This window comes from Hyphobacterium sp. SN044 (genome assembly GCF_021864465.1).
Lineage (GTDB): Bacteria > Pseudomonadota > Alphaproteobacteria > Caulobacterales > Maricaulaceae > Hyphobacterium.
Genome location: NZ_JAKKUV010000004.1, coordinates 93,651 through 119,152, shown reverse-complemented (window position 1 = coordinate 119,152; position 25,502 = coordinate 93,651). Strand labels below are relative to the sequence as shown.

General features: G+C 66.7%; 21 protein-coding genes. 2 read left to right on the top strand and 19 right to left on the bottom strand.

What is annotated here, in order from left to right; genetic code table 11:
- Positions 1 to 301: 301 nt before the first annotated feature.
- From L5876_RS07155 to L5876_RS07065, 19 genes are all read right to left on the bottom strand, one after another.
- Positions 302 to 1,396, bottom strand: coding sequence for a substrate-binding domain-containing protein (locus L5876_RS07155; protein WP_236955482.1), 1,095 nt, complete (start codon positions 1,394 to 1,396; stop codon positions 302 to 304).
- Between the two features lie 88 nt (positions 1,397 to 1,484).
- On the bottom strand, positions 1,485 to 2,609 hold the full coding sequence (locus L5876_RS07150) for an OprO/OprP family phosphate-selective porin (RefSeq protein ID WP_236955481.1): 1,125 nt from the start codon (positions 2,607 to 2,609) through the stop codon (positions 1,485 to 1,487).
- Positions 2,610 to 2,789: 180 nt separating this feature from the next.
- The gene (gene phnE / locus L5876_RS07145; RefSeq protein WP_236955480.1) at positions 2,790 to 4,799 is read right to left on the bottom strand and encodes a phosphonate ABC transporter, permease protein PhnE; all 2,010 of its coding nucleotides are present in this window, start codon (positions 4,797 to 4,799) and stop codon (positions 2,790 to 2,792) included.
- Complete coding sequence (gene phnC / locus L5876_RS07140) at positions 4,796 to 5,596, bottom strand: phosphonate ABC transporter ATP-binding protein (RefSeq protein WP_236955479.1); 801 nt, start codon at positions 5,594 to 5,596, stop codon at positions 4,796 to 4,798. The genes phnE and phnC overlap by 4 nt, the downstream gene beginning before the upstream one ends.
- A 77-nt stretch (positions 5,597 to 5,673) precedes the next feature.
- A complete protein-coding gene (locus L5876_RS07135) occupies positions 5,674 to 6,156 on the bottom strand; it encodes a hypothetical protein (protein ID WP_236955478.1) in 483 nt (160 codons plus the stop codon).
- Positions 6,157 to 6,160: 4 nt separating this feature from the next.
- Positions 6,161 to 6,880, bottom strand: a complete 720-nt coding sequence (gene gspN, locus L5876_RS07130) for a type II secretion system protein N (protein WP_236955477.1) — start codon at positions 6,878 to 6,880, stop codon at positions 6,161 to 6,163.
- Complete coding sequence (gene gspM, locus L5876_RS07125; protein WP_236955476.1) at positions 6,877 to 7,371, bottom strand: type II secretion system protein GspM; 495 nt, start codon at positions 7,369 to 7,371, stop codon at positions 6,877 to 6,879. Before gspM ends, gspN begins: the two co-directional genes overlap by 4 nt.
- Positions 7,368 to 8,585, bottom strand: coding sequence for a type II secretion system protein GspL (gspL, locus tag L5876_RS07120; RefSeq protein ID WP_236955475.1), 1,218 nt, complete (start codon positions 8,583 to 8,585; stop codon positions 7,368 to 7,370). The genes gspM and gspL overlap by 4 nt, the downstream gene beginning before the upstream one ends.
- Entirely contained in the window at positions 8,582 to 9,559 is a 978-nt protein-coding gene (gene gspK / locus L5876_RS07115; RefSeq protein ID WP_236955474.1) for a type II secretion system minor pseudopilin GspK, read from the bottom strand. Before gspK ends, gspL begins: the two co-directional genes overlap by 4 nt.
- Positions 9,556 to 10,194: a type II secretion system minor pseudopilin GspJ gene (gene gspJ, locus L5876_RS07110; protein ID WP_236955473.1), complete on the bottom strand. Its 639-nt coding sequence runs from the start codon at positions 10,192 to 10,194 to the stop codon at positions 9,556 to 9,558. Before gspJ ends, gspK begins: the two co-directional genes overlap by 4 nt.
- Positions 10,191 to 10,547 (bottom strand): type II secretion system minor pseudopilin GspI, encoded by a 357-nt coding sequence (gene gspI / locus L5876_RS07105; protein ID WP_236955471.1) that lies wholly within the window; start codon positions 10,545 to 10,547, stop codon positions 10,191 to 10,193. Before gspI ends, gspJ begins: the two co-directional genes overlap by 4 nt.
- A complete protein-coding gene (locus L5876_RS07100; RefSeq protein ID WP_236955469.1) occupies positions 10,547 to 11,008 on the bottom strand; it encodes a GspH/FimT family pseudopilin in 462 nt (153 codons plus the stop codon). The genes gspI and L5876_RS07100 overlap by 1 nt, the downstream gene beginning before the upstream one ends.
- Positions 11,005 to 11,472 carry a type II secretion system major pseudopilin GspG gene (gspG, locus tag L5876_RS07095; RefSeq protein ID WP_370469063.1) on the bottom strand — a complete coding sequence of 156 codons (468 nt, stop codon included), beginning with the start codon at positions 11,470 to 11,472 and terminating at the stop codon, positions 11,005 to 11,007. The genes L5876_RS07100 and gspG overlap by 4 nt, the downstream gene beginning before the upstream one ends.
- Entirely contained in the window at positions 11,469 to 12,686 is a 1,218-nt protein-coding gene (gspF, locus tag L5876_RS07090) for a type II secretion system inner membrane protein GspF (protein ID WP_236955467.1), read from the bottom strand. The genes gspG and gspF overlap by 4 nt, the downstream gene beginning before the upstream one ends.
- Positions 12,673 to 14,175 carry a type II secretion system ATPase GspE gene (gspE, locus tag L5876_RS07085; protein WP_236955466.1) on the bottom strand — a complete coding sequence of 501 codons (1,503 nt, stop codon included), beginning with the start codon at positions 14,173 to 14,175 and terminating at the stop codon, positions 12,673 to 12,675. The genes gspF and gspE overlap by 14 nt, the downstream gene beginning before the upstream one ends.
- A gap of 5 nt (positions 14,176 to 14,180) precedes the next feature.
- On the bottom strand, positions 14,181 to 16,127 hold the full coding sequence (gene gspD, locus L5876_RS07080; protein WP_236955465.1) for a type II secretion system secretin GspD: 1,947 nt from the start codon (positions 16,125 to 16,127) through the stop codon (positions 14,181 to 14,183).
- Entirely contained in the window at positions 16,124 to 16,906 is a 783-nt protein-coding gene (locus L5876_RS07075; RefSeq protein WP_236955464.1) for a type II secretion system protein N, read from the bottom strand. The genes gspD and L5876_RS07075 overlap by 4 nt, the downstream gene beginning before the upstream one ends.
- Before the next feature lie 171 nt (positions 16,907 to 17,077).
- The gene (locus L5876_RS07070) at positions 17,078 to 19,672 is read right to left on the bottom strand and encodes a TonB-dependent receptor domain-containing protein (protein ID WP_236955463.1); all 2,595 of its coding nucleotides are present in this window, start codon (positions 19,670 to 19,672) and stop codon (positions 17,078 to 17,080) included.
- Between the two features lie 80 nt (positions 19,673 to 19,752).
- Positions 19,753 to 22,530 (bottom strand): hypothetical protein, encoded by a 2,778-nt coding sequence (locus tag L5876_RS07065; protein WP_236955462.1) that lies wholly within the window; start codon positions 22,528 to 22,530, stop codon positions 19,753 to 19,755.
- 523 nt (positions 22,531 to 23,053) lie between these two features.
- Here L5876_RS07065 and L5876_RS07060 point away from each other — a divergent pair.
- On the top strand, positions 23,054 to 24,292 hold the full coding sequence (locus L5876_RS07060) for a type III PLP-dependent enzyme (protein WP_236955461.1): 1,239 nt from the start codon (positions 23,054 to 23,056) through the stop codon (positions 24,290 to 24,292).
- Between the two features lie 120 nt (positions 24,293 to 24,412).
- Positions 24,413 to 25,459, top strand: coding sequence for a deoxyhypusine synthase (locus L5876_RS07055; RefSeq protein WP_236955459.1), 1,047 nt, complete (start codon positions 24,413 to 24,415; stop codon positions 25,457 to 25,459).
- The last annotated feature ends 43 nt before the right edge of the window (positions 25,460 to 25,502 follow it).

Below are 25,502 nucleotides of genomic sequence, written 5' to 3'. Positions count from 1 at the left end.
ATTCTCCTCATCCTGAGGTGGCCGCGTCAGCGGCCCTCGAAGGGCGAGGAGAATTTCCCGCCATCTTCCCCCTCGCCCCCATTTGGGGGAGAGGATGGCGCGAAGCGCCGGGTGAGGGGGACAGCCACTCACCGCAATTTCGGAGCAGAACCCCTCATCCGCCCTTCGGGCACCTTCTCCCCTTCAAAAGGAGAGAAGGGAATCCAGGTCGCGCAACTGCCAGCTCAGGCGGCCATCAGCAAAAAAGAACCCCGGCGCGCTTGGCGAGCCGGGGTCCAATCATTCCAACAAGACCGAAGGCCTATTCCGGGGCGCCGTCCATGACGCGCAGATTGGCGGCGCGGTCGGCGACGTCGCGGCGTTCGCCTTCGTGCAGCGGGATCAGGCCGCGATCGGCGAGATAGCCGAACTCGCCCCACGCATCGTCCGAGGTGAACTCGGCGAGATATTCCTCGATGCCCGGCACGAGGCCGACATGCTGGCGCTTCACATAGACGAAGAGCGAGCGCGAGATCGGGTATTCGCCCGACGAGATCGCGTCGAACTGCGGCTCCACGCCTTCCACGCGTGCCGCCTGCAGGCGGTCGGAATTCTGCGCCAGGAAGGAATAGCCGAAGACGCCATAGGCCGACGGCGTGTTGGCCAGCGTCTGGACGATCGCGTTGTCATTCTCGCCGGCGTCGATCCAGGCGCCGTCCTCGCGGATGCGGGCCATGGCCATTTCCGGGATCTCGCAGCCGGTTTCCTCGTGCACTTCTTCCGCGCCGGCTTCGAGGCCGAGTTCGACGAAGGCATCGCGCGTGCCGGAGGTCGGCGGCGGGCCGAACACTTCGATCCGCAGATCCGGCAGGGACGGGTCGATGTCCGACCAGTTGCGGTTCGGATTGTCGATCATCGTGCAATCCTCGGCCGGGACCTGGGCCGCGAGGGCGCGCCACAGCTGACCGCGATTGAGGTCGAGTTCCGGACCGGTGTTCACATTGGCGATGACGATGCCGTCATAACCGATCGGCATTTCCACGATGTCGGTCACGCCATTGGCCTGACACATCTCGAACTCGCTGGCCGTCATGCGGCGCGACGCGCCGGTGACGTCGGCATTCTCGCCGCCCACGCCCTGGCAGAACAGGCGCATGCCGCCGCCCGTGCCGGTCGATTCCACGACCGGGGTGGAGAATTGCGTGCGCGCGCCGAAGGATTCGGCGACCGCCGTGGTGAACGGAAACACCGTCGACGACCCGACGATGCGGATCGGACGTTCGACCGCGCCCGGGGTCGCCGCAGCGCCGGTATCGGCGGCGGTGTCATTGCCGCCCGCGGGGGCGGAGGTGTTCTCGGCGGGCGAGCAGGCGGCGAGCGCCAGCACGGCCAGCGAAACCGAAGCGATACGGATCATGTCTTCACTCCTTCGTCAGCCCGCCTCGCGGGCGATTTTCCGGCCCCGGAATAAGCGCCCGGGCGGCCGGTTGCGTGTGAATTTTTTATTACCAGTCGACCTGGAAGCGGGCCTGGATGGCGTTCATCTCGCCCTCGCCGAAGCGTGCACCGGCGCCGTCGGCCTCGGCATGGATCGCATTGACCATGACGCGCACGGTCTCGGCCGGATACCAGTTCAGCCCCAAGGCGATGGCGGTCTGCGTGCCATCGACACCGGCATCGAAGCGGTCGGCCCGGAAGGCCAGCTCCCACGCGCCCATGCCGCCTTCGGTGACCGGACGCGCCGGCGCGGTGCGGCGGAACTCGCCGGTGGAGGCCCGGTAGGCGCGCTGCTCGCCGGTGATGAACCAGCCCGCAGTCAGCGCCGCCGTGTTCACGGCTTCGCCGCCTTCGGCATCTTCCACTGCTGCCTCGACGAGGGCGTGGAAGGGGCCTTCGATCCAGGCCGCCTCGACGCCGAGCAGGGTCGCGGTTTCGCCAGCCGGGTTCGCCGCGACATAGCGGTCGGCCATACGCACGCCCGGACGGGCCCGTTGGCGCAGCGATTCGCTGCCATCGTCGCCTTCGTCATAATAGCGGGCATGGACGCCGAGATGCACGAAGCGGTCTTCGCTCTGCACCGGCAGGAAGGTCGCGCGGCCGGCGACCACCATCGCGTCGGAAATGTGGAAGCCGGTCGAATCGTCGCCGATCGTGCCGCCGAACACGCCGCCGGTCAGCGTGTAATTCCCTCCGGCGCGCGCCACCGTCGCCCCGACACGGCGAACATAGCGGAAGGCGTCCGTCGCCTGCGCCCGCTCCAGAAAGGTGGTGAACCGACCGGACGTGATCGCCTCGATCGAGTTGGGCGGACGGAAATGACCCGCGCGGAAGGTGAAGCCGTCGCGCGACCACGACACAGACACGTCGTTCAGCGACACCGAATCGCCGGCGAAATCCGCCTCGGCAACATAGGACCAGTCGCGCCAGCCGCCCTCGACGCCGATGCGCGCGGTGCGCACCTGGCTGTCGCTGTAGTCGTCGTTGAGGCCGGTGAAGTCCTCGTCGATCTTCGCGATGTCCAGCAGCAGCCGGCCGCGCAATTCGATCTCGAAACCGCTGTCGTCCTGGGCGGCGGCGGGGGCCGAAACGGCAAGGGCGAGTGCGGTCAGTCCAAGGGGAAAGCGAAACATGCGAAGCGTCCGGTTCTCGTACGCCGCGGGCCTTGTGTGACAACCACGCAAAGCTTTCGCGACAATCCGGGCGCGGAGGTATGACGCTTCCGCCGCAGTTCAATGACGGTTCGGCGAAGCTTTTGTGAAGTGTGAAGCTTCGCTGTCAGTTCTGTGACAGCGAAGCTCTCCGTAGACGGATTACATCAGGCGCTTGCGCAACACCTGGGACATCATGTCGACCAGCGTCACCGCGATGATGATCATGCCGATCACCACGGCGGTCTTGCCGTATTCGAAGCTGCGGATGTTCTCGTACAGCACCTGGCCGATACCGCCCGCGCCGATCAGGCCGAGGATGGTCGCCGAACGCGTGTTCGATTCGAAGCGGTAGAGCGCATAGGACGCCCACAGCGGAATGACCTGCGGGATCACTGCCCAGGTCACCTCGTTCAGCGGCCCCGCACCGGTGGCGCGCACGCCCTCGACCGGGCCTTCCTCGATCGCCTCGACGGCTTCGGAGAACAGCTTGCCGAGCACACCGGCCGTGTGGAAGGCGAGCGCCAGCACACCGGCGAAGGGGCCGAGGCCCACCGCGGCCACGAACACCGCTGCGACGACCAGTTCGTTGATCGCCCGCAGGCCGTCCATCACCCAGCGCACCGGGCGGCGGATCCAGAACGGCGCGATGTTCGACGCGCCCAAGAGGCCGAGCGGGATCGCCAGGATCACCGCGAAGAACGTGCCCCACAGCGCGATCTGCACCGTCACCACGATCTGCCGCAGATAGTTTCCGGCTTCCGAGAAATCGGGCCGCGCGAAACCGGCGACATATTCGCCCATCCGGTCGGCATTCTCCGCCAGCAGCGGCAGCTTGAACACTTCCGCGGGCCAGAAGCTCCAGACCAGCAGGCCGACGAGGCCGCCCCAGATCGCCGCGTCGATAATCCGGTCGGACGGCATCCGCGCTGGCGAATATTTCGGCGGCTTCGACGTCACGAACAGGCCGATGGCGACGATCAGGCCGACGATCAGGCCGATCATCATCCGGCCAATCTGGCCGGTCTCCGGACGGCGGTTGATCTGCGCGGCGCGGCCCTCGGGGCGCGGCGAGTCCTGCAGATAGGTCGTGACCAGATTGGTCACCTGGTCCTGCGGACCGTCCGGGTTGGCGACCATCTCGCGGCGCGCCATCGCGATGTCGGCGGACAGGTCGCGCGCGGCGACAAGATGTTCGCGCTCGCTCAGTTCGGCCATTTCCGCTTCGATCGCCGCGATGCGTTCGGCGCGCACGGCCTCGTCGAGATCGGGATCGGACCGCGCCTCGGCCAGATCGCGCGTCAGTTCAAGACGCATGATCGGCAGGAAGTGCTCGTTGGTCGCGGGCAGGAAGCCGCCCATTTCCAGCTCGCGCAGCACCGCCTGCTCATGCGCGCGCTGTTCGGCATCGCCGCGCCAGCCATAGGTCAGGAAAAATTCCTGGATCGTCGCCTTGGTCTCCGGCGACAGATCGGTACGCCACATGATCGGGTCGGTCTGGATCAGCGGCGAGCGCCAGATCGTCCGCACCCGTTCCAGCACATCCGGACGGGCGCGCTCCAAGCGGTCGATATTGGTGGTGTTGTTGGTCGCCGCATCCAGCTGACCGTTCGCCACGGCGAGCAGATTCTGCTCGTGGCTGGCGCTGGTGACCTGGTTGAAACAGGTCTGCGGGTCGATGCCGCGATCCGCGAAGATATAGGCCTGCGGGACCAGCGTTCCGGAGGTGGAAAGCGGATCGCCCAGCCCGAAATTGACCGTCCCGTCGCACACCAGCAGGTCTTCGATATCCTGCATCGGGCTGTCTTCCGGCACGATGATGATCGAACGGTAGCCGAGCTGGCCGTCGGGATAGATGAATTTCGCGAACACTTCGGCATTGGCGCGGCGCGAGGCTTCGAGACCGGAGGCATTGGTCAGCCAGGCGACCTGCACCTGGTCGGCACGCATCGCTTCGATCACGCCGGCATAGTCGGTGGCCGAGCGCAGCTCGACATTGAACCCGGTGTCGCGGGCCATGTCCTCGACGAAGGGCTCCCACAGGTGAAGCACATTCTCGGACTGCTCGGTCGCCACGACGCCGAACACGATGGTTTCGCGCTCGTCCTGCGCGGCGGCGAGGCCGGCGAAGGTGACAAGCGCGACTAGTGCGGTGAGGAAACGGGTCATCATGCCGGCACGCCTTCCTCGTCGATCACGTCGCGGTATTCGTCGCCATAGATTTCGATGAGACGGTCGCGGCCCAGCCCGCCGATCGGCCCGTCGTAGATCACCTGCCCGGCCTTCAGCGCCACGGCACGGTCGCAATATTTCATCGCGTAATCGACCTGGTGCAACGTCACCACGACGGTGATGCCGTCCTCCTGGTTGAGGTCGCGCAACAGGCGCATGACGCGCCGCGCCGAGACCGGGTCCAGAGAGGCAATCGGCTCGTCGGCAAAGATCGCTTCGGCGCCCTGCACCATGGCGCGCGCGATCGCGCCGCGCTGCTGCTGACCACCGGACAGGTCGGACGCGCGCTTGCCGGCATGGTCCTTCACGCCGACGCGTTCCAGCGCTTCCATCGCCTTGCGGCGGTCCTCGGTCGAGAAGCTGCCCATCGCGCCCTTCAGCGTCGGCATCCGGCCAAGCGCGCCGAGCAATACGTTCTTGTACAGGCTGATCCGGCGGACGAGGTTGAACTGCTGGAAGATGAAGCCGACGCGGGATCGCGCACGGCGCACCTTGGCCGACAGCTTGCCGCCTTCCTGGACCTTGTCACCGAAAATGGTGATCGGTCCGGACGATTCGTCGGCGACGACGAGACCCGTCGCACAGCGCAGAAGCGTCGATTTGCCCGATCCCGACGGTCCGATGAGGGCGACCATCTCGCCCTTGTTGACCGTCAAATTGACGTTCTCGATGGCGCGCATTGCCCCGTAGGACTTTGTCACGTCACGAATTTCCAGTGCCGGCGCGGTGTCCGTCATGTCCATCCTGGCCCGTTTGCCCGTTTCGGGGTTCTCGCCTAGCCGCGCAACAGTTTCGTGACAAGCTTGGATCGGAGTCAGTTTCCGGCCGGCTGGCACAGCCAGATGCCCGACAGTGGCACGACCGCTTCGGACCCGTCATTCAGTGTACGGTGCATCGTGGCGGCGGGGATCGTCGCACCCGAGCCGTCGGGCGCGACCATCTCGCCGCTGAACAGGATCGTCTCGCCATCGACCGTCACCTGACGCCGGTATTCGGTACCGAGACCCGGCGGATCGCGCCTTGGATCGACTGTGACATGGCGGATCTCGTTGTCGAACCAGACCCGGATCAGGCCGGCGTCGAAATGATCGAACAGGACGAAGACCGGGATGCGCTCGCGCGTGAACAGGAAGACCCCGCAATCACCGGGCGGCAGGGTTTGCGGCGGCAGGCCGCGTTCGGCGCTGCCTTGCGGCGGCAGGCTGACATAGGGCGTGCGGCTTTGCGGGCGCAGCGTTTCCGAACAGGCCGTCAGGGCCAGAAGGCAGATCGCCAGAACCGGTCCGGTCCGCCGCACCGCGTCACGCCCCCGGCAGGGTCAGCGTCCAGATCCCGTCGGCCAGGGTGAAGCCGTTGGTCTGCAGCACGGCGGCGACCTCCGGCGTCTGCGTCTCGACCCGGGCGGTCACGCGCGCCCTGCCTTCGGTCAACAGGATGTCGGCCCTGACGGACGCATCATCCGCTTCGCCCGAAAGAAGGATGGCCAGCGCGCCCTCGCGGCAGGCCAGCACGCCGTCGAGCGCGGGCAGGTCCGCGCCGAGACGCTGGCCCAGCGCATAGAGCGCGTCGCTTCGCACCCGGCCTTCGGCCTCCGCGCATTGCCCGTCCCGCCACACGACCCGCTCGGCGATCACGCTGGCGGCGTCCTGCGGCGATATCAGACCGCCGGGCAGCGACACGAAGGCCGCCGGGGTCAGCGTCAGGCGCACATCGCTCAGGCGCTGCGACCCGAACCCGGCAGATGCCCGGCCACTGCCCCGCAGCGCCGGGTCTTCCACCGTCCAGTCGAACACCGCCTGCCCGGTCAGCAGCCCGGCCGGCCGCATCGACAGATCCGCATTCGCGAGACGGTGCGGCCCGGCCGCCAGACCCTGGGCGTGACCATTCCAGACCGAACCGAACACGGCGGCATCGCGGCCGACACCCGTCACAGCGGAGACGGCGCGAAGCGGCATGAAGACCACCAGTGCGGCAATCAGCAGCAGAAGGAAGACCATTCCGAGTGCCGTGCGGGATATCATGAGGCGCGCTCCAGGATCATCTGCGCGGAAACGAAACCGCCGTCCTCGCGCTCGACCGTGATCCGCGTGGCAGCGATGCCGTATTGCCGGTCGAGATCGGCGAGCCAGTCGATCAGCGCAGCGCTCTCGGCCTGGTCGACCCAGAGATTGAGCCGGCCGTCATCGCCCGGCAGCACCCGCGCAATCGTCACGCCGTGAACGCGGGCGCGCGCGCTGGCGATGGTGCGAACCGGCTGGTCGCCGCCGAGCTGCGCCGTCGCGCCCGCACTGGCCGACTGGTAGCGGGCAATGCCCGCCTCGACACTGCGATAGCGTTCGACCGAGGCGGTGTAGAGGTCCCGGCTTTCGCCGCGCCAGGCGCTGAGCGGTGCGATCAGCCCGTACCAGAGGAGCGCGGCCAGCAGGAGAATACCGAGCCCGGCGACAAGCCCGCGCTCGCGCGAGGTGCGCCCGGCCCAGTACTCGGCGAGAGGTTTGACAAGCCTGTTCATTGCGCCGCCCTCACTCTGAACTCGCCGCGCACGATGGCGCCGTCCTGCCGCGCGCCCTGATCCTCGACGATCAGCCCGGCTTCGAGCGCGCGGTCGCGCAAGGCTTCGAAACTGGCGAAGTCGGGATAGGTCGCGCTGACGCTGAGCGCGCCCGATTGCGCGTCATAGCGCAGCGCCTCGACCGCGAAGGCTTCATCGCCCTCGATCAGCGCGGCAAATCCGGCGGCAAGGCGCAGGAAGTCGGACCCGCTTCCGCCCGACACGCTGGCCAGGCGCTGGCGCAGTTGCGCATCGAGATTCACCACCCGGTTCACGTCCGGGAAGGCGCTGCGGAAAGCAGCTTCGGCGCGCGCATCGAGCGAACTGGCCTGAGAGCGCAGATAGAGCCCCTCCCCCAGGCTGAAGCCGAGGAAGAGGACGAACGCGGCGGCCGCCAGCACGCCCGCCCGGTGGAAGGGCGCGGCCAGCCCGGCCCAATCGGTCGCGGCAGAATGCCGGCTTCCCAGCAGGGCCGGCAGGAATTTGAGGTCCGCATCGTCAAGGCGGCTGGCGGCAATCGCGAAATTCACCGCCGGCAGGGCGTGGATCGTCTTCGGCGTCTCGCCCGCGGGCAGGCCGGGTAGCCGGATCCGCGGCGTGATCGACACCGTTTCGGGCCGGAGCCGGGAGAACAGGGCCGGGAAGAGCAGCGCCGAGGGCTCCGCCTCGATCCGTCCGAAGGCCGGACCGGATCCCGTCCGGTTCAGGAAGACAACATCATTGTCTTCGTCGGCGAGAACGAGATCCCCAGCCTCCGCTTCCAGGCCCATGGCTTCGGGCAGCAGCCAGGCCGGCCGCACATCGATGGCCGTCGCGATCCGGCGCCAGCGTTCGATCAGCGTGCGGTCGGCAGCATGGACGATCCGGGTCCCGTCCGGGCGGCGCGGCCCCACGGCAATCTCGGTGTCTTCCAGCGGACCGGCCAGCTCGTCCTCGATCGCGAACGGGGCGGCCTGCCGCGCCTCGCTGTCGCGCTTTGCCGGCAAGGTCAGCATACGGCAGAGGAGGTCGCTCGACGGCGCGAGATAGAGGGCGCGCGTGACTCCGTCGAGCGGCGGACGGTCGCCGACCAGCAGGCCATCGGCGACAATCTCGCCGCTGTCCCGGTCGACGACCGTCCAGGGCACGCGCGACCCGCCGGGGCGCGGCAAACGGATGATCAGGTCGCGGCTCATCCCGGCAAACTCCCGAAGCGCTGGCTGATGCGGCGGATCTGCCGCGGTCCCGCCTCGACCGTCTCATCGAGCGAGAACCGCCCCTCGGCGAGGATCACGTCGACCCGGACTTCGAACCAGTTCGAAGTCGTGGTCACGCGCGACAAGGCCGACCCCGGTGCGCCGAGCGCGGCGATCACCGGATCGTTCCAGAAGGCACTGATATCCCCGTAGCCACCCGACGGCCGGCGCAGCAGCACGGCTTCCGCCTGCGACAGCGACAACCGGCCCTCGAACAGACCCGCCAGCTGCGGCGCGTCCTGAAGCCTCAGCGTGTTGAGATTGAGCGGCAGCAGCTCCGCTTCCGGGAGAGCGCAGACATGCGGCGCGATCACCGCGAACATCTCCGGCGTCATCGCCGCCAGCGCGCGCATCTCCTCGACCTCGACCATCGCCGTGTTGGCGGCGCGGTAAGGCGAGGCAAGGCCCATATAGAGGCTGTCCTCCGACCCGCCGGCGCGCGGACTGGCATCGGCGTCGATCCAGTCAGCCGTCTGCGCGGCGATCCGCTCCGCCTCGCCGGTCGGCAGGCCAAGCGCGGTCAGAAGGCCGCGGAAGCGTTCTCCGGCATGGCGTTCCGCCTCAGCGTCCTGCGGCTGGACCAGCGCATTGAGGTTGAAGCAGTTGTGCGCATCCCGCAGCTGGGTTTCGAGACGGCCGCCGTCCACGGGAAACACGATGGGTCCGGTCAGCCAGGGCGCGTCAGGCCGGAAGGCACGCGCGTCCTCGGACATGTGGCGCTCGATCAGCGCCTCGGCATAGTCGCGCGCGCCCTGCGCGTACCAGTAGGCGGTGTCGCGCGCCGCCATATTGCCGCTGCGGGCGATGGACACGCGCAGATCGCCGGTCAGCTCGACCGCGACGGCGGACATCGCCGCCACCACCGCCAGCGCGCTGATCAGCGCCGTGCCGCGTCTGGAGCCGAAGGCGTTCATGCGGCCTCCTCCGGCAGGCGGACGATGTGTTCGAGCGGACCCAGCGCCGGGTGGACATAGCGCAGGCGGATCGCGGTTGGCATGACCGGATTGGCCTCGCCCGGGCGCGCCTCGGCGCGCGGCATCCACTGCGTGCCGTAAAGGAAGTCGATGGAAATCCCTTCGCTCTCGCCAATCACGGCGCGGCGCGAAACCGGCGTCGCCGGTGCGGCATCGGGATAGGTCGTCACGCGGCGGTCGAGCCGGGAACCGGCCAGCAAATAGTCGACCCGCTGCAGCGAACTGCGCGCCTGCACCCCGCCGGGATTGGCCCAGCCGCGCCGCGTCAGGGACAGGATGACCGTCTCGCCGCGTGCGGCCTCCGCGCCGGGCACGCCGTCGATCGACCCCGCGAAGGTCACCGGGCTAACCCGGCCATCAGCCCTTCGCACCGGACGCAATACGACCTGCCCCGCATCATCGCGCAAAAGGGTGCGCAGCGTGTCGATCTCGGCCAGCGCACCAATCCGCGTCTCGTTCACTTCGCGCGCATTCAGCGAAGAGATCAGGAGCCCGACCGACACCGCCGCGATCACCGCGAACACGAAGGTCGCGACCAGCACCTCGACGAGGGAGAAACCCGCCCGCGCGCTCATTGCCGCCTCGTGAAGGTGACGAGCCGCGCGGCCTCGCGGCCATCGGCCAGGTCGGTCAGGGTGAGCGTGACCCGAGCGAGCGCCTCGTCCGTCGTTGCCTCGATCTCGAGCGACCAGTCATAGGCCCGCTCGGCGATTTCGTAGGTCCCGCTGTCCTCAGCCAGCGCGCCCGTCCGGGCGAGGCGTTCGTTGAGTATATTGTCCACCGCGATCTGCGCGATACCACGCGATTCCAGCACGGCGGTCGTCCGCGTCGAAGTCTGGACAGCGTTGAGCAGGGCCATTCCGGCGATCGACAGGACGGCCAGCGCGACGAGCAGCTCAATCAGGGAGAAGCCGGCTTTCGACGCCATCACGCGCCCTCGCCTTCGATCCGGACCGCGCCATTGGCGAAAGCCACCGCGACCCGGTGTTCGCCGTCGTCGAGCACGAAGCGCGCGGCGCCATTAACCCCGGTCGGGTCGAACCAGTAGGCCGGCGCCCCTTCCGACTCGGTCAGAAGTCGGACCTCGTCGCCGAGCCTCACCGGACGCAGCCCGCCGGGCTCACCCGACTGCCAAGTCTCGCCATCGAAGCGGGTGAAGGCATACCCCTCCCCCGTGACGGTCAGGCCGATGAAATCGCCGCTTGTGATCGCCGCGCGTTCCGCCCGCATCAGGTCGAGCGCCAGCCGGTCGGCCGCGCGCTGCGCCGCCGGCGTGCCCGACGGCAGCGTCAGCGCCGCCGCTCCGGCGAGCAGCGCGACCACGGCCAGCACGACCATGACCTCGACGAGCGAATAGCCCGCCCTTGGGGAGGCGCGGTGCGGCGTCATTCCATCCAGTTGCCGATATCGGCGTCCTGCCCCTCGCCGCCCGGACGGCCGTCAGCCCCGAGCGTGTAGATGTCGTACGTCCCGTGCTCGCCCGGCTGCAGGTAGAGATAGGGATTGCCCCACGGATCGTTCGGCAGGCGGCGGATATAGCCACCCTCGCGGAAGCGTGCGGCCAAGCGTGGATCGGCCGGCGCCTCGGTCAGCGCTTCGAGCCCCTGATCCGTGGAGGGATAGGTCAGGAGTTCGATCCGGTAGAGTTCGACCGCCTGTTCCAGCGTTGCGATATCGGCGCGGGCCTTCTGGACCATGGCGCGGTCCTGGCTCGGCAGGACGTTGATCACGACGATGGTCGCGAGAAGACCGATGATGACCAGCACCACCATCAGCTCCAGGAGCGAGAAGCCCGCCTTGCGGCGATCGGCTTCGTGTTCGGGAAGACGTGTATTCAAAGGGGCCTCCATCATCCGAGGGCCAGTGTGTTGAGTTGGAGAATGGGCAGGAGGATGGACAGGACGATGCCGGTCACGATCACCCCCATGATGACGATGATCATCGGCTCCAGCAGGTTCAGGAAGACGGTCATCGACCCGTCCAGCTCCTGCTCGACCTGGGCTGCGGCGCGGCCGAACATGTCACCCAGCGTGCCGGAACGTTCGCCCGCCGCGACCATGTAGACGAGGAGCGGCGGAAACCCGCCGGCGGCCCGGAGCGCGTCGGACAGGGCCCGGCCGGACTCGACATCCTTGCCCACCTTGGTGATGCGGTCCGCGATGGCGGCATTGCCTGCGGTTCGACGAGCAGCCTTCAGCGCATCCGGAAGCAGCGCCCCGGATTTCAGAAGGATTTCCATCGTCCGGGCAAAGCGCGCCGCCTCGGACTTGCGGATCGTCGAGCCCAGAACCGGCACACGCAGCACCATCCGGTCGCGTGCCTCGCGCACGGCAGGACGGCGCAACGCCATGAGCACGCCGAGAACCAGAACCGCGATCCCGGCCAGCAGGATCGGCCAGCTCGCCTGCAGGAACCCCGACAGCCCGATCAGGAATCGGGTCAGCGCCGGCAGGGTCACGCCCGTCCCGTCGAACTGTTCGGCCAGCCTCGGGACGATGAAGATCAGGAGGACCGAGACGACCGTGATCGCCGTGACCGACAACGCGGCGGGATAGATCAGCGCCGCCTGCAGCTTGCGGCGTACCGCATCGGCCTGTTCGAGATAGTCCGCGAGCCGGTCGAGCACTGCCCCGAGCCCGCCCGACATCTCGCCGGCCGCGACCATCGCGCGGTAGACGGGCGGGAAGCTGCCGGGATGCGCCGCCATCGCGTCGGACAGGCGCTCGCCCTCCATCACGCGCGAACGCAGATCGGTCAGCACGCGGCGCATCGCCTGCGCATCGACCTGCCCGGCGACGAGACCCACGGCCTCTTCCACCGGCATGCCGGCATCGATCAGGCTCGACAGCTGGCGGGTCACCAGCATCAACTCGCGCTTCGATAGCGCCTTGCGCGACCGCGCTTCGCCGCTCTTGCGCACCGCATCACCGGCGGCGCGGGCGACCTTCAGCGGGGCCAGCTGGCGGCGGCGCAGCTCGCGCCGTGCGGCGACTTCGCTGTCGGCGGTCAGATAGCCCCTGGCCTTCTTCCCGGCCCCGTCGAGCGCTTCATACTCAAAGGCCGGCATGATGCTCTCCGTCCTCGCGGCAGACGCGCAGCACTTCTTCCAGGCTCGTCACCCCGGCGCGCACCTGGTCGAGCCCATGCTGGAACAGCGTCTGGCGGTTGCGGAAGGCATGGGCCGCCATGTCCCGCTCGCGCGCATTGTCGTGGATCATGCCGCGCAGCGTCTCGTCGACCGTGACGATCTCGTAGAGGCCGACCCGGCCAGAATATCCAAGTCCCTTGCAGTGGCCGCAGCCGCGCGGGTGATGGAGCGTGACCGCCTCGGTTCGCGGCAGACCCATGGCGTCGAGCTCGGCTTCGGTGGCCGGGCGCGCCTCACGGCAATGCGGGCAGAGCCGGCGCACGAGGCGCTGCGCGACGATGGCGGTGATCGTCGAACCGAGCAGGAAAGTCTCGACGCCCATATCCTTCAGGCGCGTGATTGCCGCGACCGCGGAATTTGTGTGGACGGTCGACAGGACGAGGTGACCGGTCAGCGAGGCCTGCACCGCGATCTGCGCGGTCTCGCCGTCGCGGATTTCCCCGACCATCACGATGTCCGGATCCTGGCGCAGGATGGCGCGCAGCCCCGCCGCGAACGTCATTCCGACCTTGGTATTCACCTGTGTCTGGCCGATGCCGGGGATGGCGTATTCGACCGGATCCTCGACCGTCAGGATGTTGCGCTCCGGCCCGTTCAAGAGGTTCAGACCGGCATAGAGTGTCGTCGTCTTGCCCGCCCCGGTCGGGCCGGTCACGAGCACAATACCGTTGGGCTGTGCCAGCGCCTTGCGGAGGTCGGCGAGCTGCTGACCGGTCATGCCGAGGTCTTCAAGACCGAGGCGCGCCTGTTCGTTGTCGAGGAGGCGCAGCACCACCCGTTCCCCGAAGCGCGACGGCAGGGTCGCGACGCGCACATCCACCGCCCGCCCGCCGAGCGACAGGGTCAGGCGCCCGTCCTGCGGCACCCGCTTTTCAGCGATGTCGAGCCGCGACATCACCTTGATCCGCGACACCAGCGCCGGGGCGACGCGCGGCGACAGGGAGGCGGTCTCCGACAGCACGCCGTCGATCCGGTAGCGCACCGCCACCCGGTCCTCATAGGGCTCCACATGGATGTCGGATGCATGCGTGCGGATCGCTTCCGCGATCAGCCCGTTGATCAGGCGGATGATCGGGGCGTCGGAGGCTGCATCGAGCAGGTCTTCGGTCTTCGGGATCTCGTCGATGATCCGCGACAGGTCTTCGGCCTCGTTCTCGCTGCCGAGCCCGTCATCCTTGAGTCCCTCATAGGCGTAGATGTCGGTCAGCGCCTTGTCGAAGGCGGCCGCGTCCATCTCGCGCACCGGGAAGGGATAGCCTGCCGCCCGCCGGGCCTCGATCAGCGCGAACGGGTCCGCACCGCGGCGAATCGCAAAGACCGGCGGATTGCCCGGAATGAGCGCGACACCCTTGTCGCGCGCGAAACCGTAGCTGATCCGTCCAGCCTCCGGTTGGGTGGCGGTCTGCATGTTCATCACTGCGCCGGAGTCGCCGTACCCGCCGGGGCCGAGGCGATCATGTCGGCGATGGCTTCCAGTTCGCTGATCTGCGGCGGCACGGCCGACGCGCCGGTGCGCACGCGCGCATAGCTCTCCGCCGTCGCGCCGCGCATGTCGGCCGCGCTGCGGATGATCGTCGGGCGGATGAAAACCATAAGATTGGTGCGGCTTGCCGACCGGCCCTCACTGCGGAACAGGCGGCCCACGCCCGGAAGGCGCGACAGCCCCGGTACACCGCTGACACTTTCCTGCTCGTCGCGCTGGATGAGGCCGCCGAGCACGATGATCTCGCCATTGTCGGCCAGCACCGTGGTTTCGATCTCGCGCTGATTGGTGATCAGCTCGTCGGAATTGTTCGAGACCGTGCCGAACACGCTCGACACTTCCTGACGGATGAAGAGCTGGATCGTGTCGCCGTCATTGATCAGGGGGCGGACTTCCAGCTGCACGCCGACGTCCTGCCGCTCGATCGTGCGGAAGGGATTGTTGTTGTTCGAGCTGAGCACTTCGCCCGTCGTGATCGGGATCTGCTGACCGACGAGGATGGAGGCTTCCTGATTGTCGAGCGTCAGGATGGACGGCGTCGACAATATGTTCGAATTCACGTCCGCCTGCAGCGCGTTGAGGATCAGGCCGAAAATATTGCCATTCCCGTCCTCGCCCGCGAAGCCGGCCGTCACGCCGCCGGCATTGAGCAGCGAGGCGAGCGCCAGATCGCGCAGCGACGGGTTGGCCGGATTGCTCTCGTCATTCTCGCCGACGGTCAGTGCCCCGGCGATCGCCAGAAGGTCCGGATTGACCCCGCGATAACGCGTCATCACGAAAGGCGCGTCGCCATCCGTGTCACCCGACAGGAGGAGCTGAACGCCGAGATCGCGCGCGGCGGTGTCGGAAATTTCCACGATGATCGCTTCGACCAGCACTTGCGGGCGGCGCACGTCGAGCTGACGGATCACCGATTCCAGCTGACGCTGCGCGTCGGGCGGGGCGTTGATGATCAGCGAATTGGTCTGGGCGTGGAAGGCGACCGAGATCGTCGAGGCCGGAGCCCCTTCTCCGCCGGACAGCTGGGCGGATATGCCTTCAAGGATCGGCAAGAGCGTCGCGCCATCGGCATGGCTGAGCGTGACGACGCGGTAGTCCTGTGTCGAGACCGAGACCGCATCGACCTGCTGCGCCAGTTCGCGCATCCGCGCCACCGCATCGCGGTCACCGCGCAGAAGGACGGAGTTCGATGAGGGCACAGGAACCACGGTCACGCCGTAGATCCCGTCCTCGCCCGATCCGCCGCGCGTGCCCATGCCCTCGATGATCTGCGCCATGTCATTGGCACCGACATTGGCGAGCGTCACGACTTCATAGACCGAGGTGTCGCGGTCTAGCCCGGCGATCACGCCGCGTGCCCGGTCGACATTCGCGGCGTAGTCGACCAACATGATGATGTTCGTGCCATCCACGGAATTGACAATGCCCTGCGGGCTCATGATCGGGCGCAGCGCCCCGGCCGCCCCGCGCGCGCTGGCATGATTGAGACGGATCACGGCGGTGACGAACTGGTCGCCATTCGCCGTCCCGCCGACCGGGCCGCCGGCCCGGGCCGCTTCCTGGTCCGGCACGATCTGATACGTGCCCGGCGCGGTTCGCACGGCGGTGAAGCCATTGACCCGCAGCGTCGAGAGGAAGACCGCGAAGAATTCGTCCTGGCTGAGCGGGGTCTGCGACGTGATCGTCACCATGCCCGTCACCGCCGGGTCGACGATGAAGGTATAGCCCGTCACGAGGGAGACATCGTCGATCACCGCGCGGATGTCGGCATCGCGGTAGTTCAGGACCTGCCCGTCCTGCGCCTTGGCGGCCGGGGCAAGAAGGCAGAGCGCGGCCAGCGCCGCGATGATGAGGCGGGGAAAAGCAGACTGTGTCATCTCGGGTCCACGTCGATGGTCTGGGTTGATCCGCCGCGCTCGACCTCGAGCCGGAGGCGGTCGGCACTGCCGACCTCGTTGATGACGCGCCCGATATCGGTGCCGGACGCGAAACTTATGCCGTTGACGGCGGTGATCAGATCGCCGGCCTGGAGCCCGGTGCGCGACAACAGATCGGCGCGGCTGGCCTCGGTCAGGCGGTAGCCGGCGAGTCCGCCGTCCCGGAAGACCGGCACGATCTGGATCGCCGACCAGAATTCAGCCGCTGCGCTACCGTCATCGCTGACGCTCGCGGCGGGCAGGCTGGAATTGCGCCGCGCTTCCTCACGCAGATAGAGCGACTCGGCGATGCCGCGGCGGCGGATGGTGACCCGGTCGGGATAGACCGCTTCCAGCGTCACCCCGTCCTGGATCGCCGCGCCGACCGCATAGCTGCGCTGCTCGATATTGCCGGTGCGGATCACCGCCGACCCGCTCTGCGGATCGGGACCACGGCGCACGCCGAAGAGCGTCAGGTCGAGCGCGGTCTCCGGCGCGATCTCGCCGGTCACGGCCACCGGCCGGTCCGGGCTGGCAAACAGGCGGCCTGACTGCAGGGCGGACAGATCGGCGCTCTGGCGGATGTCCGGCAGGGCGCGGTCCGGCGGCGTGATGTCGAGGTCGGCCGCGCTGGCCCCGAAGATGACCAGCCAGATCAGGCGCGCGGTGAAGACGGCGATGACGGCCAGAAGCGCAAGCTCGACAGCGAGCGCCGACCAGCGCGAGGCTCGCGCCGCCATCTCCCGTCCGCTCCAGCTCTTTGAAACCGGCGTGCCCATACCCGATGCCGAACCTCGTTTGATCGGCGCGGAAAATATGACGCCCGGGCGTCACTCTCGTGACGCCCGGGCCTCAGTTTTTTGACGACTCTTCTTCGGATTTGTGACAACCCCGGAGGGCTGCCACATCGCCTAGAAGTGCGCGGTCAGGCTGACCTGGAAGGTCCGGCCGCGCTCATAGGTGTTGAATTCCGTCTCACCGATGGTCGGGTTGATCTGGAATTCGCGGTGATCCTCGTCGAGAATGTTCCGCGCACCCGCTTCGAGCGTGAAGGACTGCCCGTCGATCTCGAAGTCGCGGCGGTAGTTCAGGTCAAGCTGAACGCCCGGCGATTCGATCACGTCCGGCAGTTCCGCGCCCGGCTGCGTGAGACCACGCTGCAGGATGCGGTCGTCCACCCAGTTCAGAAGCAGCGTCAGCTGTTCGACATCGGTTTCCCAGCCGAACTGCGCGTTGACGATATTCTCCGACGTGCCCTGCAGCTGCGAGCCATCCAGATTGTAGAGGCTGGCCAGACGCTGGGTTCCGGTGATCGGGTCGAACACCAGATCGTTGGCGCCGGCCTGAACTTCAGAGTCGGTGAAGGTGTAGTTGATCGAGAAACGCCAGTCGCGGTTCTGGAACCATTCGATCTCGAACGGCATCTGGAAATAGGTGCGGTATTCAAGTTCCACACCCTGAACCGTGGCTTCCGGCGAGTTGATGAAGGTCGTCTCGAACACGAAGGTCGAGGTCGAGAACTGCACCTCTTCGATCGGATCCTCGAGCTGCTTGTAGAAGCCCGCGACCGTGATGAACTGGTCCCGGCCGAGATAGTATTCGAGGCGCGCATCGTAGTTGCGGATCGTGGAGTCCACGAGGCCGCTATTACCGCGATACAGACGCTCCGATTCAGGATCGAAGAAGGCCGAACGGGCCAGTTCGCGGAATTGCGGACGCGCGATCGTCTCGGAATAGCCGAGGCGAAGCTGGAGATCGTCCGCGAAATTCCAGGTCAGGGTCGCCGCCGGGAGAAGATACTCATTCTCGATCAGCGAGCCCGCACCCAGATTTCCGAAACGGTCGAAGGTCTGGACCGTTTCGGTCGCGTCTTCGTAGCGCACGCCGATCGTGGCGCGGATATAGCTGGTGATGTCGATATTCGCCTGGGCGAAGATCGCATCCACATCCAGCGAGGCCGCATACGAATCGTTCGGCGTGGTGACTTCCTGAAGCACGAAGCGGTTCGGGTCGATATTGTCCGGAGAGAACAGATAGTCCGGACGCGCCAGCTGCACGTCGTCGGGCAGCGAATTGCCGCCGGCGAAACGCAGGGCCGTGAAGTTGTACGAACGATCCGTCGAGGACGTGTCGCCGCCGACCATCAGTTCGACCTGCCGCCCGTCCTGCCAGTTGATCGTGTAGATCGCTTCACCACCGAAGCTGGTGATGTCGTCGGTCAGGTCGGAGAAGGCGATCGAGTAGTTGTTCGCCACCGAATAGCGGATGTCGCCATTCGCATCGATGTATCGGCGAAGCGAGCGCTGATACGGCGCATCGCGGGACGCCTGGGCGGTGGCCCCGCGCCAGCGCAATTCCAGATCGCCGAACGTGTGTTCGCCCGACAGCTGGAACATGGCCAGTTCGCGTTCGTACCAGCCCGAGGATTCGTCCCAGACCAGACCGGTCGCGCCTTGCGCGTTGAAGTCGCGCCCGGTGTCGATCTGCGTCTCTTTCGACGTGGTGTGCACGTAGAAGGTCGTCGCCTGGACTTCGTGATTGGGCGTCGAGGCCGACAGCGAGGCGAGGCCGTTGACGGTGACGTTCAGCGCCGTTTCCGTGGTCGTGAAATCGTTGCCGATGATGTCGCCGAGCACGAACTGCCGGCGGGCCCGCTGGGTTTCCCAGTCCTGGGAATAGCCGGCCGCGGCCACGAAACCGACTTCGAGGTCATCGACATACCAGGCATTGCCGCCATCGATGCCGAAGGAGGAGTTCGGACGCAGATCGCCCGACTGGATCACGCTGATCGGCGAGTTCAGCAGGCTTTCGCCGGCCGCTTCGATCTCGGCGTCAGTGCGGGCGGAAAGCGGCTGCGTGCCACCGAGATAGCCGCGCAGCAGGCGCGGTACTTCACGGAGACCATTGTCCCAGCCGGTCCAGTCCCAATCGGAGCCGTAGTGATAGATGCCGGTGTTCTGCGTCGTATACGTATTGTAGCTCGTCCCGGCCGACACGTTGAGGAAGCCCTCCGCCGGCAGACGCAGCGTCCGCAGGTCGATCAGGCCGCCGCCGAATTCCGCCGGATAGTTGGAGGAATACGTCTTCTGCACGGAGATCGTGTCGAGCACGCCCGACGGGAAGAGGTCGAGCGGAACAGTCCGGCGCAGCGGCTCCGGGCTCGGCAGAGGCGAACCGTTGAGCAGAGCGGCGGAATAGCGGTCGCCGAGACCGCGAACATAGGCGAACCGGCCGCCGACGACGCTGAGACCCGACAGGCGGGTCAGCGCGATCGCGGCATTGGAGTCGCCCGAACGGGTCAGGTCTTCCGGCGTGATGAAGGAGGCCACTTGCGCGGTCTGGCGCTGCGGCTCCGGGATGTATTGGCCGCGGACGACAACGACGTCCTCCGGCTGGGAGGCGGCTTCAGGCGTATCCGCCTGTTCCGCTTCCTGCGCGAGCACGGCGGGCGACAGGAACATCGTCGTCGCCAGCAGAGCCCCGCTGAATGAAAGTGCGCGTCTCATGGGAATTACCCTTTGATCTGATGAGAGATGACCCCGGTATCAGGCGGGCCGGATCGCTCCGGCCCGCCCGCATTCGGGTGTCAGCAAGGGCTCGAGGCTTCGAGACCGCAGGACCAGTCCGCCCACCAGCGATCCTGGTTGTTCTGGACCGCACCGGCATAGGTGGTGGCCTGGAACCAGGTATCGACGGAGTTCGGGTTCATCGCGACAACGGCCGTCTCGTTGGCACCGTTGATGAAGGTGCCGGTCAGGGACGACGCGCCGACGACATTGTTCGGGTCCGCGTTCACCGCGCCATTGGCCGCGGCCGCGTCCGAATTGCCGGTGGCGATGCCGCCGTCGCAATCGAACAGGACCGACTGGAAGCGCGGGTCGAGCGTGGGGCTGTATCCTGCGACGCCGTCACCGGCGGAGCTTTCCCAGCGGAAGCACTGCTTGCCGAAGTCAACCACGCCATTCATGTAGCGGCCGACCGTGCCGGTGTTCAGGCGCCAGGCATTGGTGCGGTTACCCACGAGGGTGAAGTTGGCGACCATCGGGTTCGACGGCAGCACACCCGGAGCGACCGAGGACGCTTCGTTGATGTTGTCGCCGCCATTGGCCCGCTGCGTCACGATCGCGAACTGGATGCGGCCGTTATAGCCGTTGTCCGTGTCGATCGAGTCGTCGTCATTGCCGGTCAGGACCAGGTGGCGGACATTCACGCCGCCGCCGAAGAATTCGACGCCGTCGTCCGAATTGTTGTGCACCTGGATGTGATCGACATTCGTGCCCGAGCCGACGCCGGCGAAAGTGATACCGTTCAGCTCATTGCCCTGGGTGTTGATCGCGAAACCGGCGAACTGGACGCGGGTGTAGGTCAGCGAGCCGGAATTGTCGTTGGCGGTCGCACCGCCGTAGAGCGCGTCCGGATTGGTCACGCCTTCGACGATGTTTTCGCACGCCACAGTGCCCGGCGTCGCCGCGTCGCGGCAACGATTGATCGGCGCGCGGCCGAGGATGACGAGGCCGCCCCACTCGGAGATGGCATCCGTCCGGTCGCCCGGCGCGTTGGTCACGTCGGCTTCCGAGGTCATGATGACCGGGTTGGCGCGCGTGCCGTTCGAGAAGATCTGCGAGCCGCGGTTCACGACGATGTAGTCCGCGCCGCTGTCACCGAAGAGCGTCACGCCCGATTCGATGGTCAGCGAACCGGCGTCGCCGCCCGTGGCCGTACCGTCGGCGCCGACATCGATGCCGACATCCACGCGGTTGACGATCTCGTAGAAATTGCCGCGCGTCAGGCGGATGTCATCGGTGATGACGCCGGTGATGCGGCAAACCGTGGTGCCGTCGATGTCGAAACCGGAGTCCGTTGTGCCGGTCGGGCAGGTCGGAGCCGGGAACAGACCGACGGTCCAGCCGGCGGCCCAGTTCTGTGTCACCGTCTCGGTCGGCGAGAACGCACCGACATAGTTGGCGGCCTGAAAGGAATTGTTGACCGAGGTCGGGTTGATCGCGGTCATGCCGTTCTCGACCGGGCCCGGGAAGAAGGTCGCGGCCAGCGAGTTGGCGCCGACGACATTGTTCGGATCGGCATTGACCGCACCCTGAACCGCCGCGGCGTCGGAGTTGGAGGTGTTGAGCGCCGTGCAATCGAACAGGACCGACTGGAAGCGCGGGTCGGCGGCCTGGTTGAAGCCGGCCTGGCCGTCACCGGCAGAGGCTTCCCAGCGGAAGCACGGATCGCCGAAATCCACCACGCCATTGACGTAGCGGCCGACCGTACCGGTGTTCAGGCGCCAGGCATTCGTGCGGTCGCCGACGAAGGTGAAGTTGGAGAAGGTGGCATTCGACAGCGGGGTGACGCCCGGGCCGACCGAGGAGGCTTCGACGATATTGTCGCCGCCATCGGTACGCTGGCGCACCACGACGAACTGGTTCGTGCCTTGGAAGCCGTTGTCGGTGTCGAGCGAGTCGTCATCCGCACCGGTCACGACCAGGTAGCGGCCGTTCACCGTGCCGCCGAACCATTCGATGCCGTCGTCCGAACCGTTGTGGACCTGGACGTATTCGAACGTCGTACCCGAGCCGACGCCGGCCAGTGTGATGCCGTTCAGCTCATTGCCCTGGGTGTTGATCGCGAAGCCGGCGAAGCGGACCTGCACATAACGCAGGATGCCCGAATTGTCGGTGGTGTCGGCACCGCCGTAGAGTGCGTCCGGATTGGTCACGCCTTCCACGATGTTCTCGCACTGGGCGGTACCCGGCGTCGCCGCGTCGCGGCAGCGATTGATCGGGGCCTGGCCGAGGATGACCATGCCGCCCCATTCGCCGATGTTCGAACCGCCATCGTCATTGGTCGGATCGTTGTCCGCGCGGCGCTCGATATCGTTCTGCGAGGTGAAGATGATCGGGTTGGCGGCGGTGCCGTTGGCCTCGATCTGCGAGCCGCGGTTCACGACGATATAGTCCTGACCGCTCGTGCCGAAGATCGTGACGCCCGGCTCGATCGTCAGGCGGGCGGCCGTGCCGCCGGCCGTGCCGGTCGCGCCGACGTCGGAACCGATGTCCACCCGGCCGTCGATTTCATAGACGACGCCGGTTTCGTTGCGCAGCGTCAGATTGGTCAGAACCGCGCCGGAGACCACGGCAACCGTGTTGCCGCCAACAGCCGCCGTGCGGCAGGTGAAGCCGGTCGGACAGGGCGCGGCACCCGTGCCGCCGCCACCGCCACCGCCACCGCCGCCGCCACCCGGGGGCGTGCCCGGATTGGTGACGCCAGGCGATTCAATGCTGGAGCCCTGCGAGCAGGCTGCGACGAGCAGCCCGGTCGCGCAGGCCAGCGCGAGTCGTTTGTAAGAGAAGGTGTGCGGCATGGGTGTCCCCCGGATTGATGGCGCAAACGGAACGCTCCGCCGGCGGCCATGACGCGCCGCCTGCGAAATCGCCGGGAAACAATCCGAGATTTGCAACGCCGGGATGACGGTTCTGCTTCATCCATGTCACGAACCGGACAAGGAAATGTCACACTGCACGAACCGTCTCGGAGCGGGCGGCTAAGTTATTGGAATTTCTTTATCTATTGAGGCCGTGCCGCCATCGACACAGTGCTGAAAACGGCGATGAATTTTTGGTGTCAGAACCGCGACGCGGACGCGACAGACCGGTTGCGGTTTTGTGTCATCCGGGGCAATTGGGGAACAATCGGACGTTCGGCACATTCCCGTCACATTCCCCTTTATGCATGAAGGGGAGGGAGTACGGCTCCGACCGTGCAGGGACAGGGAAGTACCGCATCGTTTTCCTCTTTACACGGGGTCCGGAAAACCCTATTTCCGCTTTCCCGGCGGAGGTGACGATGCCGGATTGGGTTAACTGCCTCACAGGGGGTCTCGTGCGTTGGAAACGTACCACTCGCCCCTGGACCTGGTCCGCCGTCGGCTTTCCGAGGGTCCGGTCGCGTGCGCGCGCCCTGACCGTCTGGCCGTAGCGGCCCGCTGGTTCCAGGACAATTTCTCCGGAGAGACGCTTTACGCCGTCAAGGCGAACCCGTCTCCATGGGTCATCGACGGCCTTTACGCGGCCGGTATCCGATTCTTCGACGTCGCTTCGCTGGACGAAGTGAGGCTGGTGCGCGAACGGTGCCCCGGTGCGACCGCGGCTTTCCTGCATCCGGTGAAGAGCCGCGATGCGATCCGCAAGGCTTATTTCGACTATAACGTCCGCATCTTCGTGCTCGACTGCGAAGCCGAGCTCGACAAGATCCTGACGGAAACCGAGCACGCCAGGGACCTGACGCTCATCGTGCGCATCGCCGTATCGAATGCCGGCTCTGCCCTGCCGCTGGCCGGCAAGTTCGGCGCCAGCGCCTTCGACGCACCTGACCTGATCCTGAAGGCCCGCGGCGTCGCCGCGGAGCTGGGCATCAGCTTCCATGTCGGCAGCCAGTGCATGGATCCGTCCGCCTATCGCGCCGCGATGATGGAGGCGAGCCGCCTCATCGCGCGGGCCGGCGTGACGGTCGACATCGTCGATGTCGGCGGCGGTTTCCCGTCGATCTATCCGGGCCTGATGCCGCCGCCGCTGGAAGACTATGTCACAGCGATCGAGGCCGCCTTCGAAGAGATGATGGTGCTCGAGAACGCCGATCTGTGGTGCGAGCCGGGCCGCGCGCTGTGCGCGGAGTCGACCTCGATCCTCACCCGGGTCGAACTGCGCAAGGGCGACGCGCTCTATCTCAATGACGGCTCCTATGGCTGCCTGTTCGATATGGCGCACGCCAAATGGCCCTTCCCGATGCGCGTCTGGCGCGAGACCGGCGAAGTGGGCGGCGACATGGCCCCCTTCCGCCTGTTCGGCCCGACCTGCGATTCGATGGATTCCATGCCCGGCCCGTACGACCTGCCGGCAGACATCCGCGAAGGCGACGTCATCGAGATCGGCATGCTGGGCGCCTATGGCACCGCCATGGCGACCCGGTTCAACGGCTTCGGCGATGTCGAGACGGCGGCGGTCCGGGATTTCCCGTGGCAGAGCCTCTATGACGGCAAGCGCAAGCCGCAACACGTCCAGCACAGCGCATCGGTGCTGGCCTTTCCGCGCGCCAAGCGGCGCAAGCAGCGGATGCGCCGGCGCTAGTCCGGCTTCCCGCATCACCCCGCCTTCGTCCCGCCCGGCCATTCCGGGCGGGACGCAGCGGTCTTTTTCATGCTAGGGGGCGGGCCACCCGACCCTCGAAACGACAGGTATTGAACAACCATGACTGAACGGTCGAACGAAAAAGCCAAACTCCTCGACAGCCCCGTCGAGCATATCGACATCGCGTCCTTCGACGGGCGCGTCATCATCGACGCGTGGGAGAAAATGTCCTTCACCTCGCGCGATGCCGCCCGCGCCGCGCGCATCCTGCAGGCCGCGGTCGAGGACCCGGATTGCTCTGTCATCCTGACGCTGGCCGGCTCCACCTCCGCTGGCGGCTGCATGCATGTCTGGCGCGACATGGTGCGTAACAACATGGTCGACGCCATCGTCTCGACCGGCGCCGCCATCGTCGACATGGATTTCTTCGAAGCCATGGGCTTCAAGCACTACCAGGCGAAGGAAATCCCGGACGACCGCATCCTGCGCGACCTCTATATCGACCGCATCTACGACACCTATATCGACGAGGAAGAGCTGCAGGCCTGCGACCACGCCACGCTCGAAATCGCCGACATGCTTGAACCCGGTCCGCGCTCCTCGCGCTCCTACATCAAGGCGATGGGCAAGTGGCTCGCCGACGGCAATGCCAAGAAGCCGGGTTCGCTCGTGCAGGAGTGCTACGAACACGGCGTGCCGATCTTCTGCCCGGCCTTCTCCGACTGCTCGGCCGGCTTCGGCCTGGTGAAGCACCAGGTCCAGCGCATGAAGGCGGGCAAGCCCTATCTGTCGATCGATTCGGTGGCGGACTTCCGCGAACTGACCGACATCAAGATCAAGGCCGGCACGACCGGCCTGTTCATGGTCGGCGGCGGCGTGCCGAAGAACTTCGCGCAGGACACGGTCGTGTGCGCGGAAATCCTCGGCGAGGACGTGCCGATGCACGCCTATGCGGTCCAGATCACCGTCGCCGACGTGCGCGACGGCGCCTGTTCGTCCTCGACGCTCAAGGAAGCCTGCTCCTGGGGCAAGGTCGATGTGGCACTGGAACAGATGGTCTATGCCGAAGCGACCACCGTCGCCCCGGTCATCGTCTCGGATGTCTTCCATCGCGGCGCGTGGAAGACCCGTCCGCGCCACCGCTATGGCGACATGTTCAACGATTAAACCGCGTCTTCCGTAGGCGGATGATCACGGCCGGAGCGCGCGC

Bases quoted from the DNA above. Each gene is read 5' to 3' on its own strand.
- L5876_RS07155 (WP_236955482.1), bottom strand. From the start codon at position 1,396: ATGATCCGTATCGCTTCGGTTTCGCTGGCCGTGCTGGCGCTCGCCGCC.
- L5876_RS07150 (WP_236955481.1), bottom strand. From the start codon at position 2,609: ATGTTTCGCTTTCCCCTTGGACTGACCGCACTCGCCCTTGCCGTTTCG.
- phnE (WP_236955480.1), bottom strand. From the start codon at position 4,799: ATGATGACCCGTTTCCTCACCGCACTAGTCGCGCTTGTCACCTTCGCC.
- phnC (WP_236955479.1), bottom strand. From the start codon at position 5,596: ATGACGGACACCGCGCCGGCACTGGAAATTCGTGACGTGACAAAGTCC.
- gspN (WP_236955477.1), bottom strand. From the start codon at position 6,880: ATGATATCCCGCACGGCACTCGGAATGGTCTTCCTTCTGCTGCTGATT.
- gspM (WP_236955476.1), bottom strand. From the start codon at position 7,371: ATGAACAGGCTTGTCAAACCTCTCGCCGAGTACTGGGCCGGGCGCACC.
- gspL (WP_236955475.1), bottom strand. From the start codon at position 8,585: ATGAGCCGCGACCTGATCATCCGTTTGCCGCGCCCCGGCGGGTCGCGC.
- gspK (WP_236955474.1), bottom strand. From the start codon at position 9,559: ATGAACGCCTTCGGCTCCAGACGCGGCACGGCGCTGATCAGCGCGCTG.
- gspJ (WP_236955473.1), bottom strand. From the start codon at position 10,194: ATGAGCGCGCGGGCGGGTTTCTCCCTCGTCGAGGTGCTGGTCGCGACC.
- gspI (WP_236955471.1), bottom strand. From the start codon at position 10,547: ATGGCGTCGAAAGCCGGCTTCTCCCTGATTGAGCTGCTCGTCGCGCTG.
- L5876_RS07100 (WP_236955469.1), bottom strand. From the start codon at position 11,008: ATGACGCCGCACCGCGCCTCCCCAAGGGCGGGCTATTCGCTCGTCGAG.
- gspG (WP_370469063.1), bottom strand. From the start codon at position 11,472: ATGATGGAGGCCCCTTTGAATACACGTCTTCCCGAACACGAAGCCGAT.
- gspF (WP_236955467.1), bottom strand. From the start codon at position 12,686: ATGCCGGCCTTTGAGTATGAAGCGCTCGACGGGGCCGGGAAGAAGGCC.
- gspE (WP_236955466.1), bottom strand. From the start codon at position 14,175: ATGCAGACCGCCACCCAACCGGAGGCTGGACGGATCAGCTACGGTTTC.
- gspD (WP_236955465.1), bottom strand. From the start codon at position 16,127: ATGACACAGTCTGCTTTTCCCCGCCTCATCATCGCGGCGCTGGCCGCG.
- L5876_RS07075 (WP_236955464.1), bottom strand. From the start codon at position 16,906: ATGGCGGCGCGAGCCTCGCGCTGGTCGGCGCTCGCTGTCGAGCTTGCG.
- L5876_RS07070 (WP_236955463.1), bottom strand. From the start codon at position 19,672: ATGAGACGCGCACTTTCATTCAGCGGGGCTCTGCTGGCGACGACGATG.
- L5876_RS07065 (WP_236955462.1), bottom strand. From the start codon at position 22,530: ATGCCGCACACCTTCTCTTACAAACGACTCGCGCTGGCCTGCGCGACC.
- L5876_RS07055 (WP_236955459.1), top strand. From the start codon at position 24,413: ATGACTGAACGGTCGAACGAAAAAGCCAAACTCCTCGACAGCCCCGTC.